The following is a 17,887-nucleotide window of genomic DNA, read 5'->3' as shown; positions in this document are numbered from 1 at the left end:
CGGTCGTCAGACGGTGACGTGGCGTGGCCAGGTCCAGGCGGAGCGCAGGATGAAGGCCAGGATCAGCACCTCGACTCCGATGGTGAGGCCGTAGTAGAGGGCCCAGTCCCAGGAGGTCCCTGCCACGTTGAACACGCAGATGGGGATGTACAGCGACGCAACGACGAGGTTCGTGGCGCGGTTCACCCTGGCGGGCAGCGTCATGGAGAGCAGCACCATCAGGGTCGGGATCGCGATGATCACGAAGAATATGGACATCAATGTCGCGCTGATGTCGAACTCGAAGATCACGCCACCCCGGATTTCGTCGATTTCACCAGGCTGGTAGAGGTGGAAGTAGTCGACGTAGATGACGAGGAACATGAAGCTCGCCCAGGCTGCCGCAAGCTTGGCCTGCACGGGCTTGCGCAGATCTTCCAACGCGCTCTGGGACGGGGGATTCTTTAGTGCGGTGTGGGATTGAGGCGTTCTCATCATAATGCTCCTTGGTCGATTCGAGAGGTAGAACCTTACGGCTGTAAGGACCGGTCCCCAGCGTAGCCTTACAGGCGTAAGTGCGCAAGAATGGAAAGATGACGCAGCGCACACCACTGAGCAGGGAGCGGATCATTGGCGCGGCCGCCGCAGTAGCCGACCGCGCGGGTGTCACCGCCGTGAGCATGCGCAGCGTCGCGAAGGTGATCGGCGTTGAGGCGATGTCGCTCTACCACCACGTCCCCAGCAAGGAGGCACTTCTCGACGACCTCGCCGACTGGGTGTTCGAGAGGATCGAGCTGCCCGAGGTCGGCAATACCTGGCGGGAGGCGCTGACCGCCCGGGCACGATCGGCACGGTCCGTGCTCACGGCTCATCCGTGGGCGCTGGGGATGATGGAATCGCGCCCTACCCCCGGCCCGGCGCTACTGCAGCACCACGACCGGCTACTTGGCGTCCTGATGACCGACGGTTTCAGCGCCGCGCTCGCGACACACGCGTTCTCCGCCATCGACGCCTACGTGTACGGGTTCGCGCTGACCGAGACGAGCCTGCCGTTCGAACCGGGGGACGGCGCCGAGGAGGCGTTCGCTGCCAAGGTCGCGGCGCCGTCGGAGCTGTATCCGCACATTGCGCGGTCGCAAGCCGAACTGTTCGGCGATGGCGGTTATGCGTTCGCGGACGAGTTCGACTACGGGTTGGAGCTACTGCTGGAGGGCTTGGAGCGTCGGGCCGCTGAGGAGAGCCCCGCACTGCGCGAGCGTTCTAGTCGAGGCACCCGGCGAGAACCGTAAAGAGCTCCGGAACGTGGGCTCCGGAGGCCATCCGGGCTGTCGCAGCAGTAGTCATCGAGAGGGTACGAACCTGGGCGCGCGCACCACTGCGGCGCATTGCTACGTCGTCGCCGTGTCGGCCTCGGGTTTGCCGTCCGGCCGACTGGAACCGTCGCGACGGGCGCTTACTTCATCGGCGACCACCACCAGCGCGACGATGGAGATGCTGATCCATAGCAGCGCCAGGCCACTCAGCGGTGGAAGTACGGTCACGGTGGCCGCATAGACGGCCACGAGGGCGGCGACCCCGACCAAATGCGAGATTAGCCAGGGGCGGCCGACCGACCTCTTGAACAGCAGATTTCCGATCAGGTAGAGCACCGGGGCGCCCACCACAACCACGAGGCCACCCGGACTCAGCTGGTCCTCAGGATGAGCGAGGACGAGTTCATCGCCGACGGCGCTCAGCACGACGCCCGCAACGATAGGGATGTGCAGGTAGACATAGGTGAGCCGGGCGATCGGTCCGCTCAGCTCCGACGAACGGATGAAACGAGAGCCGTGCTCCGCGTCATGGCTGAAATACAGCAGCCAGAACAGGATCGTGCCCACAAACGCGGCGAGCACCCCGCCGACGGCGGGGGCGCTGATGTCACCGCGACTGAAGGCGGTGCCGGTCACCAGCACAGATTCGCCGAGGGCCAGAATGATGAACAGTCCGCTTCTCTCTGCGATGTGCCCTCCGGACACCGACCAGGACGATGTCGGTGAGGCGCCCAGAATCGGCGTGTAATAACGCACCGACGGCCCGACGGTTTCGAGCAGAATTGCCGCCGCCCAAAGCGCGAGTTGCGCGTCGCCGCCGAGCACGGCGCCCAGGAGCCAGAGCGGAGCAGAGGCAAGGAACCAGATCGTGATCCGCGTGATATTCAACGCGTTGGACCGGTCGACCGCCCGGTAGCACCAGGCCAAGAATGCCGTGCGACCGACTTGCATCACGACGTAGGCGACGGCGAATCCCAGCGCCCGGTCGCCGAACGCCCCCGGGATCGAGGTGCTGAGCACGAGGCCGAGAAGCATCAGCACAATCAGCATCAGGCGCACCGCGCCGGTCTCCGGGTCGAGCCAGTTCGTCGCCCAGGCTGTATACATCCACACCCACCAGACCGCGACCAGGAGGACGGCTGCCTCGACCAGGCCCCTGATACTGAGGTGCTCCACGATCGTGTGGGAGAGCTGGGTGACGGCGAAGACGAAGATGAGATCGAAGAACAGCTCGACGAACGTCACCCGGTTCTGGCCTGCACTCTCGTCCCGCGGGCGGAAAAGACGCCTTCGATTCAGACTCAGGGTCATTCGACATCCTTCCGATCGGCGCCGACCACCTTGGCGGCGATCGCACATAGACGACTGGAACAATTGCGGACTGGAACGTGGCAGCTCAGAACACGAACAGAATACTCTGGCGGTCGGTGTCCTGTTTCAGCACAGTGACGGACTTTCTCGTACCTGTGTGAATGGCGACAGTGGACAGCGGCAGTGGCAGCGATGAGCAGTGCGAGAGTTTCAGGCAATGCCTTGAACCACGTACTGCAGCCGCATCCGCGTTCGTCGCGTGGTGATCTCAGTGAGCGTCACCAGCACCGCGACGATCCCGACGACTGCCGCGACAACCCCTTCCGAAGGCAGGTGGGCGGCGAGCGGGAGCAATACCCACGGCAGTGCGATGCCCACTGGTGCCCAGACCACGACGTCGCGCAGGGGCTCGCCGAAGCGAATGGACTCTGCGACACTGGCAACGCAGAACAAGCTGATGCCCCCGCTCAGACACACTGCCGCACCCTGCGGGAGACTGTGCCCAGCCTCGGCCACAGCGGTTCCCAATGCGGATGCGAACATCGTGATAGCGGCTACCAGTGCGAATGGCAGGTACATTACGGTGTCTCGAATTCCTCCTGTACTCCCCCGCAGTTGAAGGCGTTGCAAGCCGAGCGTTGTGGCCGAGCTGCCGTGACCGAAGAAGATCCAGCCGAGCATCGAGACGGCCGCGAAGCTCAGGAGGGCGGTCACTCCCGCGGTAGCTGTCCAGTGCTCGTCGAGTTCTACGACGATTGTCAGAACCGACTCGCCGAAGACGATCACGATGAGCAGCCCCAAGCGCTCGGACAGGTGCTCGATGTCGAAAGCCTGGCTGAGCCACTTGTCTCGAGGCCCCAGGAAAGCCAGCTGAAATATCTCGAACGCGACGGCGATCGCCCAGACGACATATTGCCAGGGTTGGATGACGCCGAGTGAGACAAGCCATAGCGCCGCTGGAACGACGCTGTACAACGTCGGTTGCCACCACGGCTGACCGCTGGAGCCGCGATTCATGAACCACGGCACCGCCCACACGACTCTGATGGCAGCGTTGCCGATTGCGAAGGCCGCTGCCCGGTCGCCGAGCGCATCGGGCACCGCCGCTGCCATGACGCCGAGCGCGATCATCGCGACCGAAACGGTTGTCCAAATCGACGGCGTGACGCGAACACCGAATAGGTTCATGGTGATCGTCGCATTCACCCACGCCCACCACGCGGCAGCCAAGAACGCGAAGAACACCAGGCCATCCACCCATGACGGGTCGCCGTGGAGGGCGTGTGCGATCTGACTGACGTACGCAACCATCACTAGATCGAAAAAGAGCTCGAGCCAATGGACTCTGCGCCCCGAGTGGGCTTCCGGCCCCGCAATCATCGGCCCCATCCCGACACCCGAGTCGGCGTGCGCATCGCGCCAGCACTTACCGAGACCATGATCAACCCCTCCGAGAGAATGAACAGCAAGTTCGCTCAAGATACGGGGCCATTCGGCTCAAGGGAAGAGGAGCACTATTTCACACCGACGTGTCGGGATGGCTGCTGGCACGCATCCACTTGCCGTGTTGTTCACGACCAAGCTCGTGTCCGTTTTCACGAGCGGTGAGTGCAGTCCACGGAAGTGGGGGCATCGACAGCTCAGCTGACCTGGTCGAGCAAGACGACCAGTTTGGTGGCGGAGACGCCGGCCCTTTGGAGGTCCATAGCGTGCTGGAAGTCGCTCACGGCGTGCCCGACAATGGTCGGCTTCGGGGTTGCGGTGTAGCGACCTTCGGCCAGCGCAGCGGGGAGGAAGTCGCGGAAGATCGCGGTGCTGACCTTGTTGTTCTTGATATCCGTACCGAAGATGTACTTCAATCCGACGCCGTGCGGGCGGGCCGAGACCTGGAGTGCGATGTTTGCGGCGATGAGCCGGATGGTCACACGTGCGCGTTGGAGCCTGCCGCGCTCCGGATCCGCGAGGCTCGCGAAGTCGACTGGCGGCGTGGCGATCGAGACGAACTTCTTGCCACGGGTTTTGGCCATGATCTTGACGCAGGCGGGCGCTCCGGTCGTGCCGAAGGAGACCGCGCCCGCGACTGTTCGATCGGCGAGTGCAGTGACGATGTCCGGGATCACTGTCGGACTGTTGTAGTCGAACACCTGTGACGCGCCCAGTGACTTCACATAGTCGAAGTTCTTCGGCGACGCCGTGGTGATGACCTCGTAGCCTGCGGCGACGGCGAGCTGGATGGCGTTGCTGCCGACGCTGGTTGAGCCGCCCCACACGAGCACGGTCTTGCCGGTTGGACGAGCCTCGGCCGTGGGAAGTTGGAGACCCAGGTAGTCCTCTTGGAAGAGCCCGGCCGCGGCCGTTGAGACCGCCATCGGAAGCACAGAGGCCTCCTCGAAGCTCATACTGTCGGGTATCCGGGACGTCACCCGCTCGCCCACGATCGTGTACTGCTGGAACGCACCTTCTGAGCCGGTGTTGGTGTCCCTGTCTGTGCCGACGGCGAGGCCGAACACCCGGTCGCCAACGCTGAACCTCGTGACTCCCTCGCCGAGTTCAACAACTTCACCCGCAACGTCGGTCCCCAGGACGGTGAGGTACTTGAGCCAGCCGTACAGCAGATTACCCTCGACCTGAATGATCCAATCCAGAGGATTGATCGCGACGGCGTGATTGCGCACGACGATCTGACCCGGACCCGGATGGGTGTACGGAGCCGATTCGACGACTAGCTGTCCATGCTTTCTGTGGATTCGCGCGGCGAGGTTGGTAGGTGAAGCGGACATCCGAAAGCCTCCTAATTGCAGTGATTGCACCTTGTGCATTCGCAATACTTGCATGTGATTGCACCAAGCGCAATGGCCTGTCAGACTGGTCTCTGTGAGCCGCTGGGAACCCAACACTGTCGAGAGGCTGCAGGATGCGGCCATGACGCTCTTTCATGAGCGCGGCTACTCGGACGTCACGGTCGCCGATATCGCCGGGCGCGCAGGGCTCACCAAGCGAACGTTCTTTAATCATTTCGCCGACAAGCGTGAGGTCCTGTTCGCAGGGTCGAACGCGCTTGAGGAGCAGGTCGAGCGGTACATCCTCGAGTCTGAGGCCGAGCTGCCCGCCATTGACATCGCGATATCCGCATTGACGAGCGCCGGCCAGACGCTCTCGAATTACAGCGAGGTGGCCCGCCTGCGCCAAGATGTCATCGCTTCGTCTCCGGAGCTCCACGAGCGCAGCCTCATCAAGATGGCCTCGCTGTCCCAGGTGATCGCTGCGGCTTTAGTGGCGCGTGACCGGCACAGTACGGAGGCCACACTGGTCGCCGATTCGGCCGTGACCGTCTTTGGGACTGCTTATGCAGAGTGGGTGGACTCGCCGGCATCCGCGTTCCCGGATCTCATGAACAAAGTTCTCACCGACCTGAAGACCGCGATCGGCGCGGCCTCGCCAGCCGCGCGTCTTCAGCAACGAGAGTAAGAAACAGTCCGGTAGCGACTCGGAACGGTCAGCTCGAACGGCGTCGCTTGCCTCGGCGGCGATCGGTGCCTTTCGGCATCCCAATCGTCGCGTCGAATTGCGACATGACCAGTGCAGCAGTGCTAGAGAACCCCGTGATGAGCAGAAGCAGCATCGAGGGCACGTAGACCTCGGGTGCCGCCGCCCACCCGCCGAGGATCCAGGGCAGGGTGATGATCACGATCACGGCCGCGGTACAGAACCAATGATTTACCAAGAGGGCCAGTGAGGAACCCGACGCTCCTCTCGCCACTATGCGCCGCCCTGTGTCGAAGGTTGAAATAACCAGGATGACGCTGAAGAAAATGAAGACGAACGCGCCTAAGAGGGGCTCCGTAGGCACCAAGGCGAGCGACACGAACAGAGGCGTCGCGAATGCTATGAATATCCATTGGACGCCGGCCCGGAGGTAGAGATCCGCGGCGACCGACGCGGTGAGGTGTCGGTGCTGTTCAGAGTCGATGTAGAAGAAGACCCCGACCAAAAAGGCACCGATCAAAGTGGCGGCAACGCCGGCAATGCCGATCAAATATTCTGCTTCGTTCGCTATCACAAACTCCGCTCCCCAACGCGACCATTCATCGCGTCTCACACGTGCCGGACCGATCGACTATCGAAGCCCTCCTCAGCGCTAGGACTTGCGCTGCGGCGCTTCCGGAGATCATTCTTCCCTCCATGGATCTTGTGGTTATGGTATCCGTTCTGTTCCCGAAAGCCCGGACCTACTGCGATTGCATCACGAAGCTGGGCATCCGGGTGAGGCGGGGGACGGTGGCTCCTGCCTGTTCACCAGGCGAATGCCGGTCTCGCCGCCGCTAGTGAGAACCCAAGCTCGGGCTAGCCGCCATCTAAGCTTGGCCTTCTGCCCACGGAAGGAACCTCAATGAGCATGGAAGGCGCGGCCTGGAGCTCGCTGTACAAGATCTCTACCGCCAGGGACGGCAAACACGGGTTCTCCCGTGAGTCCGTTCGGCGGATCCTGACGTTCGCGGTGCCCTACCGGTCCCAGCTGCTGATCTTCATCACCCTCTCCACCGTGGGAGCTTTCCTCGCGGTCGCGACGCCGGTCCTCGCCGGCCAGGTGGTCGACGTCATCGTCGCCCAGGGCGCGGTCAGCACAATCGTTTGGCTCGCCGCCGTCATCGCCCTCGTGGCCGTGGCCGACGCCGGCGTATCACTCGTGACGCGCTGGTACTCGGCGCGGATCGGCGAAGGCGTCATCCTCGACCTCCGCACCGCCGTCTTCAACCACGTGCAGAAGATGCCGATCGCGTTCTTCACCCGCACGCGGACGGGCGCCCTCGTGAGCCGCCTCAACAACGATGTGATCGGCGCTCAGCAGGCCTTCAGCGGCACGCTGTCCGGCGTGGTCACGAACCTCGTGGCGCTGATCCTCACCCTGATCGTCATGCTCAGCACCTCCTGGCTCGTGACGGTTCTCGCCGTCATCATGCTCCCCATCTTCCTGATTCCCGCGCGCCGCATGGGCAGCCGCCTCGCAGCGCTCCGCCGCGAGGCCGCCGATCACAACTCCGCCATGAGCACACAGATGACCGAGCGCTTCTCGGCGCCCGGCGCCACCCTCGTCAAGCTGTTCGGCCGACCCGACGAGGAGGCCGAGGAGTTCCGCGTGCGCGCCGCCCGCGTGCGCGACATCGGGGTGCGCACCGCGATGCTGCAGTTCGTCTTCTTCACCGCACTGATGCTCGTCTCCGCTCTCGCCCTCGCGCTCGTGTACGGGCTCGGCGGCTCCCTCGCACTCGCCGGCCAGCTGAATACCGGTGACGTGGTCACGCTGGCGCTCCTCCTCACCCGCCTCTACGCGCCGCTGACCAGCCTCGCAAATGCACGGGTGGAGATCATGAGCGCGGTGGTCAGCTTCGAGCGCGTCTTCGAGGTGCTGGACCTCGACCCGCTCATCAAGGAGAAGCCCGACGCCGTAGCCGTCCCCGAAGGCCAGGTGTCCGTCGAGTTCGACAACGTCCGCTTCGCCTACCCGTCGGCGGACAAAGTGTCCCTCGCCTCTCTGGAGGAGGTTGCCACTCTGGACACCCGCGGCGGCGAGGAGGTGCTGCACGGCGTGTCCTTCAGGATCGAGCCAGGGCAGACCGTCGCCCTCGTTGGTACGTCCGGTGCCGGCAAGTCCACAATCGCGCAACTCCTCTCGCGCCTGTATGACGTCGACAGCGGCGCCGTGCGCCTCGCGGGCACGGATGTCCGCGACGTCACTTTCGCCTCCATGCGGCACACCCTGGGCATGGTGACGCAAGACGGCCACCTGTTCCACGAGACCATCCTCTCCAACCTGCGCCTCGCGCGGCCGGAGGCGACCGACGACGAGGTGTGGGACGCCGTCCGCCGTGCGCGGCTCGAGCCGCTCATCCGGTCCTTGCCGGACCAGCTGGACACCATGGTGGGCGAGCGTGGCTACCGACTGTCCGGGGGTGAGCGCCAGCGGATGACCATCGCGAGGCTCCTGCTCGCCCAGCCGCGCGTCGTCATCCTCGACGAGGCGACGGCGGCGCTGGACTCGACGTCGGAGGCTGCCGTGCAGGCGGCGCTCAGCGAGGCGCTCGAGGGACGGACGGCGATGGTGATCGCACACCGCCTCTCGACCATCCGCAGCGCGGACCTGATCCTCGTGGTTGAGGATGGCTCGATCGTGGAGCGCGGTACGCACGACGAGCTGTTGGCCATGGGCGGGCGGTACGAGGAATTGCACCGGACCCAGTTCGCCGTGCAGAAGAATGTTGCGGCCGATGAGGAAGCGCTGAGCGGGATTTAGTCGCTGAGCTCGGTACCCATGCCCAGACAGTTTTGTACCGCCCGCGACCCCGGACTCGCGACGAGGTTAGGTCGGGACGGATGGACGAACCACAGACCAACGACTCTGGCGTTCAAATGGCGCGGGGAGCAGACTAGCTGTGGTGCGGCACCGCGACGTGCGCGGATCGCGCGGGAAGGACATCCCATGTGCACAGCGATCAGATTCTCCGACGGAAGCGGCCATTTGTACCTGGCGCGCAATCTCGATTGGACGTCCGGGTACGGTGAACGAGTCGTCATCACGCCCACCGGTTTCGCTGCCCCGTCGCCGTTCGGTGCAGTAGCTGGCATCCGCTACGCCGTCATCGGTATGGGCATCGTGGAAGAGGGCACGCCCCTGTACTTCGACTGCGGCAACGCCGCCGGTCTCGCGGTCGCGGGGCTGAACTTCCCCGGATACGCCCAGTATGCGTCGGCGCCCGTCGATGGCGCCATTAACGTCGCCGCGTTCGAGTTCCCGCTCTGGGTTGCCTCGCAGTTCAACAGCGTCGACGACGCCGAGGCGGCACTCAGCGACGTGGTGATCGTCGACCGGCCGATCAACGAGAAGTACCCGAGCTCCCTTCTGCACTGGATCATCGGCGACGCGACGCGGGCAATCGTCGTGGAGTACACGGCTGACGGCCTGCGCGTCTTCGACGACGACGTCGACGTCCTGGCGAACCAACCCGGCTTCGCCTGGCACCATGAGAACCTGCGCAACTACCTGAACACCTCGCCCGCGTTCCCCGAGGAGAGCGCGCTCGGCCGTGCGCGCCTGAGCCCATTCGGCTCGGGGTCGTACATGCGTGGGATTCCCGGCGACTACTACTCGCCGTCGCGGTTCGTGCGCGCGGCCTACGTCAACGCGCATTACCCCGACAAGGCAAGCGAAGAGGAGAACGTGAGCCGTGCCTTCCACACCCTGCAGCAGGTAGCCATGGTGGATGGCGCAGCAGAGATGGGCTCGGGCCAGTTCGAGAAGACCATCTACACGGGGCTCTTCTCGTCGCGCACGGCGAGCTACTACTGGAACAGCTACGACGACCCCACGATCCGCAGCGTCACGCTGGTCGACCACCGGCCCGGCGGTGCCGAAGTGATCGTCCTCTGAGCAAATCGGTTGCAAACTTGGGTCTCAGCCGAGCGTCAAACGCGCTCCCAAATGGCGGCGAGGCCCTGGCCGCCTCCGATGCACATGGTTTCGAGAAGGAACCGACCGTCGGTGCGGTGCAGGTGTCGGGCGGCGGTGGCGAGGATGCGCATGCCCGTCGCGCCGACCGGGTGGCCCAGCGAAATGCCGGAGCCGTTCACGTTCGTGCGCTCCAAGTCTTTCTCGGTGAACTTCCATTCGCGAGTCACGGCGAGCACCTGCGCGGCGAAGGCCTCGTTGAGCTCGATCAGGTCGATGTCGGCCAGGGTCAGCCCGGCGCGTTCGAGTGCTAGCTTCGTCGCGGGAACCGGTCCGAGGCCCATGCGCGAGGGCTCGACCCCGGCGCGCGCCCAGGACCGCAGTCGCACGAGCGGGGTGAGCCCGAGCTCGGCGGCACGTTCCGGGGTGGTCACGATGCACGCGGCGGCCGCGTCGTTCTGCCCGCTCGCGTTTCCGGCGGTGACGGTGGCGGCGGCATCCGCTTTGCCGAGGATCGGCTTCAGGGCGGCGAGGGCCTCGACAGTGGTCTCGCGCGGGGTTTCGTCGACCGAGACGACGGTGGGGCCCTTGCGACCGGGCACGGTGACGGGCACGATTTCGTCGGTGAAGCGGCCCGCGGCAGCGGATGCGAGGGCGCGGCGCTGCGACTCGACTGCGAGTTCATCTTGCTCGACCCGATCGATGCCGTAGTCGCGGCGCAGGTTTTCGGCGGTTTCGAGCATGCCGCCGGGAACCGGGAACCGGCGCCCGCCGGCGGTTTCGCGGCCGCGGCCGAGGGCGTCGCGCAGCAACATTCCCGCGGTTCCGCCGACGCCCCAGCGGGAATCGACCGTGTAGAACGGGGCCTGGCTCATGACGTCGACACCGCCGGCGATGGCGAGGTCGCTGACGCCGGTCTGCACCTGCATGGCGGCGTCGAGCACGGCCTGCAGGCCGCTGCCGCAGCGGCGGTCGACCTGCACCCCGCCGACCGTGACCGGCAGGCCCGCGTTGAGGGCGGCAACACGGGCAACCGGGGCTGCCTCGGCCGTGGGATAGGCCTGGCCGAAGATCACGTCGTCCACGAGCGCGCCGTCGAGGCCGGTGCGCTCGATCAGCGCTGCGATGACCGCCGCTGCGAGGTCGGCCGGCGCGACCGTCTTGAAGGCGCCGCCGAACCGGCCGATCGGGGTGCGCAGCGGTTCGCAGATGACGACCTCGCGCATCGCGGTCATGCGGCCGCTCCCACGGTGGCCTCGTCAAGCATGGTTTTGATGGTCAAGGGCGGGACCGGCACCACCAGGGGTGCCTCGGTCGCGGCCCGCACCTGATCGACCGTGACGCCCGGCGCCAGCTCGCGCAGCACGAGACCGTCTGGAGTGATATCGATCACGGCAAGGTCGGTGATGATGCGAGTGACCACGGCTTTGCCGGTGAGCGGCAGGTCGCAGACCGTTTTGATCTTGTGCTCGCCGGTCTTGGTGACGTGTTCCATCACCACGATCACGGTATCGGCGCCGTGCACGAGGTCCATCGCTCCGCCCATGCCCTTGATCATCTTGCCCGGCACCGCCCAGTTCGCGATATCCCCGGCCACACTCACCTGCATCGCCCCCAGTACTGCGACATCGATCAGGCCGCCCCGGATCATGCCAAAGCTCTGCGCCGAATCGAAATACGCGGCGCCCGGATTGACCGTGACGGTCTCCTTGCCGGCGTTGATGAGCTTCGGGTCTTCCTCGCCCTCCCACGGATAGGCGCCGACACCGAGCACCCCGTTTTCGGAGTGCAGCACCACGTGCACCCCCTCCGGCAGAAGGTTCGGGATGAGGGTCGGCAGCCCGATTCCGAGGTTCACGTACGAGTCAGGGGCGAGGTCCTGCGCGGCGCGGGCCGCCATCTGGTTACGGGTGAGGGCCATCAGTTCGATCCGTTCGGGGTAGTTTCCGGGCGCTGCCGGGTGGTGGTCTTCTCGATCGGGAGATCGGCGGCATCCGCTGCCCCAAGCTGCACGATGCGGTTCACGTAGATGCCGGCCAGATGCACCTCGTCCGGATCGATCTGCCCTGGCTCGACCAACTCGTCAACCTCGGCGATCGTGATGCGACCGGCCATACCCGCGACCGGGTTGAAATTGCGCGCCGACTTCTCAAAGACCAGGTTGCCGTGCCGGTCGCCCTTCGCGGCGCGCACGAAGGCGTAGTCGGTAACGATGGCCTCTTCGAGCACGTACTCCTTCTCAGAGCCGAGCGACCCGATCAGCCGGGTCTCCTTCGGCGGACTCGACACCGTCACCTCGCCGTCTGGCCCGTACCGCCAGGGCAGGCCGCCGTCGGCGACCATCGTGCCCACGCCGCTCGCCGTGAAGAAGGCCGGGATTCCGCTGCCGCCGGCGCGCATCCGCTCGGCGAGGGTGCCCTGGGGGGTGAGCTCGACCTCGAGTTCGCCGCCGAGGTAACGGCGGGCGAAGTCTTTGTTCTCCCCTAGATATGAGGCGATGACCCGGCTGATGCGGCCTTCTCGCAGCAGTTCGCCGAGGCCCCAGCCGTCAACCCCGCAGTTGTTGCTCACCACGTGCAGGTCGGTGGTTCCCTCGGCGAGCAGCGCGCGAATGAGCACGATCGGCACGCCGACCAGCCCGAACCCGCCGACGGCGAGCGAGGCGCCGTCGGGTATGTCGGCGACAGCGGATGCGGCCGAAGAGTACGTCTTATCCATCGAACGGGTCCTTAGTTTGCGGGGTTGGTGGGCTCGGCGTCGAGCCCCGCGAAGGTATCGCGGGCGATGGTGAACGCGGCGTTCGCGGCGGGCACACCGGCGTAGATCGCGGTGTGCAGAATGGCTTCGCTGATCTCGGCACGGCTGAGCCCGTTGGTCAGCGCGGCCCGCACATGCATCGCGAGTTCGCCTTCGTGGCCGCCGGTCACGAGCGCCGCGATCGTGAGAAAGCTGCGGGTGCGTCGGTCCAGGCCCGGGCGGGTCCAGATCTCGCCCCACGCGTACCGGGTGAGAAAGTCCTGAAAGTCAGCGGTTTCGGGGGTAATCGCCGCCGTCGCTCGGTCGACGTGGGCGTCGCCGAGCACTTCCCGGCGCACGGTCATGCCATCGGCGTAAGCGGATGCCGCGGTGCGCGCCGATCCTGCCGTCGGGCTCGGCCCAGCGAACAGCGCCTGCAGCAGCACGGCCACCTCGGCCGGGCGTTCCAGGGCCGGCAGGTGGGCGGCACCCGCGATGACCTCGTGGCGCGCACCGGGAATCGCCGCTGCCAGGTCAACAAGCAGCCGGGTTGGGGTTGCGATATCGAACTCCCCCGACACGCACAGCGTCCGTGTGCGGATGCCGTCGAGGGCATCCGTCACGTCGTAGCCAGCGAGGGCCTCACAGCACAGCGCGTAGGACTCGTCGTTGATGGCGCTCAGCTCGTTGAGCGCAGCCGAGCCGGCGCTCGGGTCACGCTCGAGAAACCCGGGCGCGAACCAGCGCTCGGCGCTGCCCACGACCACGCTCGGGGTGCCGCTGCCGCGAATCTGGGCGGCACGCTCGTGCCAGCCCTCAGGGGTGCCGATCTTGGGGGCGGAGCAGATCACGGCGAGGCTCAGCAGCCGGTCGGGGTGCCGCAGGGCCAGCTCGAGGCCGACCGCCCCGCCGAGCGAGACGCCGGCGTAGTGGAAGCCGCCGCCGCCGACCGAGTCGACGAGGGCGATCACGGCGTCGGCCAGCTGCGCGACGGTGAACGGGTGCGAGGCGGCCGGGCTGGCTCCGTGCCCCGGCAGGTCGAAGCGCAGCACGCGCGAGGTTGCAGCCAGCGGGCCGACGACGCCGTTCCACAGCGAGGTGGTGGTTCCGAGCGACGGGCCTAGGACCACGAGGGGTGGGGCGGGGGCCCGGCCGCGCACGGGGGTGACGGTTCCGATCAGGGTCGGGACGCTGGTGGTGGCGAGGGTGGTGGTGGGAACTGACATCAGCGGGCGGTCCTTATCGGGTCGGGGGCGGCATCCGCTTCAACGCACTGGCCGCGGTAACGGGCGAGAACCCGGTCGATGCCGGCCGAGGACTGGCCCAGGTCGGCGGTGGCGGTAGCGGTGAAAGCAGTCCAAATTCGGGAGAGCAGCGCGTCGTCGCGGCCGTCGGAAGCCAGCACTCCGCCGAGCACGATCTGCAGCGGACGGTTGGTCTCGAACGCCTCGCGGGAGGCGCGCTGCACAACGTCGAACGCGGCCGTCTTGCCGAGGGCTTCGGCCAGGATCGTCGTGACGCGTTCGCTGAAGATGAGGCCGTCGGTGACCTCGAGGTTGGCGCGCATGCGATCGGAGTCGACGTCGAGGCGGGCGGCGAGCGACGCGGCTCCGGTCACGGCGGACACCGCGAGGCCTTCGAGAGTTCGCAGGGGTTTCCACTCCGCGTGCCAGGCGCCGCTGGGCCGCTGGTCTTCGGCCAGAACGCTGCCCAAGAGCGTCGAGACGAGTGCCGGTGCCTGCCGGGCGGCGCCCACAACGAGCACGGCCGAGACCGGGTTGCGTTTGTGGGGCATCGCGGACGACCCGCCCTCCCCCGCTCCGAGGCGCTCGCTGACCTCGCCGATTTCGGTGCGCGAGAGCACGCTCACGTCGAGGGCGAAGGCGCCGGCGACGCCGGCAGCGGATGCGAGAACGCCGGCCAGTTCTGCAATCGAAAGTCGGTTCGTGTGCCAGCTGAGAGGCGGTGCGACCAGGCCCAGGTGCCGGGCGTAACCCTGCACCACCTCGTCGACCGTGTGCTGGGCGGGCGTGCCGGTCCGTCGAGCCCGGGCGATCTCGGTGAGCACGGCGAGGTTTCCGACCGCTCCGCCCAGCTGCGCGGGTAGTGCGTTGTGCACCTCGTCGAGGCGACGGAGCACGGCTAGCACCGCGTCTAGCCAGCCGGCAGCCAGAAAGCCGAAACTGGTCGGTGAGGCTTGCTGGCCCAGGGTGCGTCCGGCCATGATCGTGTCGCGGTGCTCGTCGGCGAGGAGCGCGAGCGTTTTCGTCAGGTCGGTGAGCTGGGTCGTGATTTCGGCCGTCACCCGGTGCGCGACCAGCATGGCCGCCGTGTCGAGGATGTCCTGGCTCGTGGCGCCCACGTGGATGTGGTCGGACGCCCCGGCCCGAACGGCCTCCGCGGCGACACCGAGGTGCTTCACGAGCGGGATGACGGGGTTGCCGCCGCCGCGACCCTGGGCGGCGATCGCGGCGAGGTCGAGGTGTGCCGCGTTCGCGAGTTCGTCACAGACGGCGGTCATCCACGTTGGCACGAGCTCGGCGTCGATGAGTGCGCGGGTGAGGGCGAGCTCGGCGTCGACCAGGGCTTGCAGCCAGGCGGCGTCGCTCGTGAGCTGTGCCTCGCGGCTGCCGTGGCCGAGCGGGTTCAGCAGCCCGGCGTCGATGGTGGGCCAACCCCACGATTCAGTGTCCACGCCGGTTTCAGGCATCGAAGTCGAGAAAGACGGTTTCGCCCTCGCCCTGCAGGCGAATGTCGAATCGGTACGAGGCCGGTCCGTCCTGCACGCTGATGAGGGTGCTGCGGCGGTCGGCGGGCACCTGGGCCAGCACGGTGTCAGTGGCGAGAAGGGCGGTATCCGCTTCGAAATAGACACGGGTGAACAGGTGGTGGGTGAGGCCCCGGGCGAAAATAGTGACGAGAACGTAGGGGGCGTGGCCCGCGACCGGGCCGGGCTTGACGGTGGTGAACGTGTAGTGGCCGGCCATCGTGGTGGCGGCGCGGCCGAAGCCGGTGAACGTGAAGCCGTCCCGGTCGAGGCTGCCGAGCTCGCTGCTGAGGGCGCCCTCTCCGTCGGCTTGCCAGATTTCGAGCAGGGCATCGATCACCGGCTCCCCCGCACCGTCGGTGACAGTGCCGTGCAGGCGGATGGCATGCGGGTGGTGGCCCGGCACAAGCTCGGGGCCCTTGTCGTAGGGCAGCGCGTAGCCGTAGAACGGGCCGACGGTCTGCGACGGGGTCTGCACGAAGATGCCGGACGCTGGGGTACCGATTGCGGGCCCTGTCGCGCGTGTCTCGCTGGGGAGCAGGTCAGTCATGGGCGTCTTCGCCTTCCATCCAGGTGGCCTTCGGGCCGGTGAGCACAATGTCCCAGTTGTAGCCGATCGACCACTCCGACACGCTGAGGTCGTGGTCGTAGGTTCCCACAAGCCTGGCCCGGGCGGCCGGGTCGGCGATCGACTGGTAGATCGGGTCGAGAGCGAAAAGGGGATCGCCCGGAAAATACATCTGGGTGATGAGCCGCTGCGTGAACGCGTTCCCGAACAACGAGAAGTGGATGTGCGCCGGCCGCCAGGCGTTCACGTGGTTCTTCCACGGGTACGCGCCTGGCTTGATCGTGGTGAACTTGTACTCGCCGTTGTCACCGGTGATGACCCGGCCGACGCCGGTGAAATTGGGGTCGAGCGGGGCCGGATGCTGGTCGCGCTTGTGCACATAGCGGCCGCCGGCGTTCGCCTGCCACAGCTCGACGAGCTGGTGCCTCACCGGGCGGCCCTCACCGTCGAGAACCCGACCGCTCACGGTCATGCGTTCGCCGAGCGGCTCCCCCACGTGCTGAATCGTGAGGTCGCTCTCCAGCACGTTCACGTCGGTGTGGCCGAAGGCAGGCGAGACGCGCTCGACCTCTTCAGGGTCGACACGAACCAGCTCATGGGTGGGGTGGCGCAGCAGCGAGCTGCGGTACGGCGGGTAGTCCCGGCGAGGGTGCAGCTCGGGCGAGCCGCCCTGCTGCACGCGTCGGGCGGCATCCGCTTCGATGGCTCGGATCTCGGCCGTCACAGAATCCTGAGATTCCTGACCGGAGCCCCGCGCAGGGGCCGGAAGGGTGTCGTGGGGCACGGATTCTCCTAGCAACGGTGACAGGTGGATGTGTCGAGTGTGATCCAGTGGGATGAGCGCCGGGGCAAAACTTTCACTCAGTGGAAGTCTGTCAGTCAGTGGAAGTGCAGAGTGAGCAAAATTGCTCCAGGATCACACGCTCCGATCACGACAGAGCGGCCGCTCAGCCGCGAGCGGCCACGGCGCGGCGATAGCCGAGGGCCCGGCTGATCCCCTGTGCCGCGGCCTGCACGGCCTGTTCGTGGTCGTGTTCGACGCCCGCCGTGGTGCGCGTGACGACAGAGACGGCCGCCACCACCATGCCCGTGCGGTCACGGATCGGGGCGGCGATCGAGCTCGAGCCTGCCGTCATCTCCTCTGACATGACCGCGATCCCGAGGGTGCGAATGCCCGCAAGCCGACGGCGCAGTTCCTCGGGCTCTGTGATGGTGCCCGGAAGAAAGCGCTGCAAGGCCTGCGACAGGTACTCGTGGATCACGTCGTTCGGCGCGTGGGCCAGCAGCACGAGGCCGACGCCGGTGGAGTGCAGCGGCAGGCGCCCGCCCACCCTGGAGATCACGTGAACCGGTCGGTGGCCGGAGAGCTTCTCGAGGTAGAGAGCGTCATGGCCGTCAAGAATGGCCAGGTGCACGTGTTCGCGGGTGGCCTCGTAGAGGTCCTCCAGGTAGGGCAGAGCGATCGTGCGCAGGGTGCGGGTGGTGGGAGTCTGCATGCCCAGTTCCCATAGGCGCAGGCCCAGGGTATAACGACCGTCGGCCTGCCTGGTGAGGCCTCCCCAGGTCACCCATTCGCCCACGAGGCGGTGTGTCGTTGACAGCGGAATGCCAGAGCGCTCGGAAATGGCGGTGAGACTCAACGACACCGCCGGCGCGGGGCGGGTGAAGGCGTCGAGGATGGCGAACAGCCGGGCGGGCAGCGTGCGGGCGTCTTCCGGCGGCAGCGCGGCACCGCCTGTCGCGCGTCGCGCCGGCTTCCCTGCCATACC

At 66.4% G+C, this 17,887-nt stretch carries 17 protein-coding genes; 4 read left to right on the top strand and 13 right to left on the bottom strand.

Annotated features, from left to right (window positions below; translation table 11 throughout):
- Window positions 1–6: 6 nt before the first annotated feature.
- A complete protein-coding gene (locus tag E3T61_RS14100; protein ID WP_134641816.1) occupies window positions 7–474 on the bottom strand; it encodes a DUF6326 family protein in 468 nt (155 codons plus the stop codon).
- 98 nt (window positions 475–572) lie between these two features.
- On the opposite strand from E3T61_RS14100, the gene E3T61_RS14095 reads away from it, so the two are divergent.
- Window positions 573–1,268 carry a TetR/AcrR family transcriptional regulator C-terminal domain-containing protein gene (locus tag E3T61_RS14095; protein ID WP_134641479.1) on the top strand — a complete coding sequence of 232 codons (696 nt, stop codon included), beginning with the start codon at window positions 573–575 and terminating at the stop codon, window positions 1,266–1,268.
- Window positions 1,269–1,367: 99 nt separating this feature from the next.
- Here the strand turns inward: E3T61_RS14095 and E3T61_RS14090 are convergent, their stop codons facing one another.
- From E3T61_RS14090 to E3T61_RS14080, 3 genes are all read right to left on the bottom strand, one after another.
- Complete coding sequence (locus tag E3T61_RS14090) at window positions 1,368–2,603, bottom strand: low temperature requirement protein A (protein ID WP_134641478.1); 1,236 nt, start codon at window positions 2,601–2,603, stop codon at window positions 1,368–1,370.
- Window positions 2,604–2,813: 210 nt separating this feature from the next.
- Window positions 2,814–3,983: a low temperature requirement protein A gene (locus E3T61_RS14085; protein ID WP_255455694.1), complete on the bottom strand. Its 1,170-nt coding sequence runs from the start codon at window positions 3,981–3,983 to the stop codon at window positions 2,814–2,816.
- Window positions 3,984–4,243: 260 nt separating this feature from the next.
- Window positions 4,244–5,383, bottom strand: coding sequence for a zinc-binding alcohol dehydrogenase family protein (locus E3T61_RS14080; protein WP_134641476.1), 1,140 nt, complete (start codon window positions 5,381–5,383; stop codon window positions 4,244–4,246).
- 94 nt (window positions 5,384–5,477) lie between these two features.
- Here E3T61_RS14080 and E3T61_RS14075 point away from each other — a divergent pair, with 94 nt between their 5' ends.
- On the top strand, window positions 5,478–6,071 hold the full coding sequence (locus E3T61_RS14075) for a TetR/AcrR family transcriptional regulator (protein ID WP_134641475.1): 594 nt from the start codon (window positions 5,478–5,480) through the stop codon (window positions 6,069–6,071).
- 28 nt (window positions 6,072–6,099) lie between these two features.
- On the opposite strand, the gene E3T61_RS14070 is transcribed toward E3T61_RS14075, so the two are convergent.
- Window positions 6,100–6,663, bottom strand: a complete 564-nt coding sequence (locus E3T61_RS14070; RefSeq protein WP_134641474.1) for a hypothetical protein — start codon at window positions 6,661–6,663, stop codon at window positions 6,100–6,102.
- Between the two features lie 330 nt (window positions 6,664–6,993).
- Here E3T61_RS14070 and E3T61_RS14065 point away from each other — a divergent pair, with 330 nt between their 5' ends.
- Window positions 6,994–8,895, top strand: a complete 1,902-nt coding sequence (locus E3T61_RS14065; RefSeq protein WP_134641473.1) for an ABC transporter ATP-binding protein — start codon at window positions 6,994–6,996, stop codon at window positions 8,893–8,895.
- Window positions 8,896–9,081: 186 nt separating this feature from the next.
- The gene (bsh, locus tag E3T61_RS14060) at window positions 9,082–10,029 is read left to right on the top strand and encodes a choloylglycine hydrolase (protein ID WP_134641472.1); all 948 of its coding nucleotides are present in this window, start codon (window positions 9,082–9,084) and stop codon (window positions 10,027–10,029) included.
- A gap of 35 nt (window positions 10,030–10,064) precedes the next feature.
- Here the strand turns inward: bsh and E3T61_RS14055 are convergent, their stop codons facing one another.
- The 8 genes from E3T61_RS14055 to E3T61_RS14020 all read right to left on the bottom strand — a co-directional run bounded on the left by E3T61_RS14055 (window position 10,065) and on the right by E3T61_RS14020 (window position 17,884).
- Window positions 10,065–11,282 carry an acetyl-CoA C-acetyltransferase gene (locus E3T61_RS14055; RefSeq protein ID WP_241992578.1) on the bottom strand — a complete coding sequence of 406 codons (1,218 nt, stop codon included), beginning with the start codon at window positions 11,280–11,282 and terminating at the stop codon, window positions 10,065–10,067.
- Window positions 11,279–11,968, bottom strand: coding sequence for a 3-oxoacid CoA-transferase subunit B (locus tag E3T61_RS14050; RefSeq protein ID WP_134641471.1), 690 nt, complete (start codon window positions 11,966–11,968; stop codon window positions 11,279–11,281). The genes E3T61_RS14055 and E3T61_RS14050 overlap by 4 nt, the downstream gene beginning before the upstream one ends.
- On the bottom strand, window positions 11,968–12,765 hold the full coding sequence (locus E3T61_RS14045; RefSeq protein ID WP_134641470.1) for a CoA transferase subunit A: 798 nt from the start codon (window positions 12,763–12,765) through the stop codon (window positions 11,968–11,970). Before E3T61_RS14045 ends, E3T61_RS14050 begins: the two co-directional genes overlap by 1 nt.
- 11 nt (window positions 12,766–12,776) lie before the next feature.
- Entirely contained in the window at window positions 12,777–14,009 is a 1,233-nt protein-coding gene (gene pcaDC / locus E3T61_RS22595; protein ID WP_134641469.1) for a bifunctional 3-oxoadipate enol-lactonase/4-carboxymuconolactone decarboxylase PcaDC, read from the bottom strand.
- A complete protein-coding gene (locus E3T61_RS14035) occupies window positions 14,009–15,478 on the bottom strand; it encodes a lyase family protein (protein WP_166793241.1) in 1,470 nt (489 codons plus the stop codon). The genes pcaDC and E3T61_RS14035 overlap by 1 nt, the downstream gene beginning before the upstream one ends.
- A 7-nt stretch (window positions 15,479–15,485) precedes the next feature.
- Window positions 15,486–16,100 (bottom strand): protocatechuate 3,4-dioxygenase subunit alpha, encoded by a 615-nt coding sequence (gene pcaG, locus E3T61_RS14030; protein ID WP_134641467.1) that lies wholly within the window; start codon window positions 16,098–16,100, stop codon window positions 15,486–15,488.
- On the bottom strand, window positions 16,093–16,902 hold the full coding sequence (gene pcaH, locus E3T61_RS14025) for a protocatechuate 3,4-dioxygenase subunit beta (protein ID WP_241992577.1): 810 nt from the start codon (window positions 16,900–16,902) through the stop codon (window positions 16,093–16,095). The genes pcaG and pcaH overlap by 8 nt, the downstream gene beginning before the upstream one ends.
- A 163-nt stretch (window positions 16,903–17,065) precedes the next feature.
- A complete protein-coding gene (locus tag E3T61_RS14020; protein WP_134641465.1) occupies window positions 17,066–17,884 on the bottom strand; it encodes an IclR family transcriptional regulator in 819 nt (272 codons plus the stop codon).
- Window positions 17,885–17,887: the final 3 nt, after the last annotated feature.

The sequence above is a fragment of the Cryobacterium lactosi genome (assembly GCF_004403945.1).
Taxonomy (GTDB): domain Bacteria; phylum Actinomycetota; class Actinomycetes; order Actinomycetales; family Microbacteriaceae; genus Cryobacterium; species Cryobacterium lactosi.
Note: the sequence above shows the minus strand (reverse complement) of the source record. Positions and strands in the feature narration are given on the sequence as shown.